This is a genomic window from Flavobacterium xizangense, from assembly GCF_054075145.1.
Genome location: NZ_JBSIPG010000372.1, coordinates 1 through 228 on the forward strand (window position 1 = coordinate 1; position 228 = coordinate 228).

At 48.7% G+C, this 228-nt stretch carries 1 protein-coding gene; it reads left to right on the plus strand.

The features are described 5' to 3' along the window. The coding region (locus ACWA1B_RS23820; protein WP_456911175.1) for a mitochondrial porin family protein at window positions 1–228 on the plus strand (228 nt) is incomplete at both ends.

Sequence of the window (228 nt, forward strand, 5' to 3'; positions counted from 1 at the left end):
TTTGGCAAGTCCGCCAGGGATGTCTTCACCAAGGGCTACGGCTTTGGCTTAATAAAACTTGATTTGAAAACGAAGTCAGAGAATGGATTGGAATTTACCAGCTCAGGCTCTGCCAACACGGAAACCACCAAAGTGAACGGCAGCCTGGAAACCAAGTACAGATGGACTGAGTATGGGCTGACGTTTACAGAGAAGTGGAACACAGACAACACCCTGGGCACTGAGATC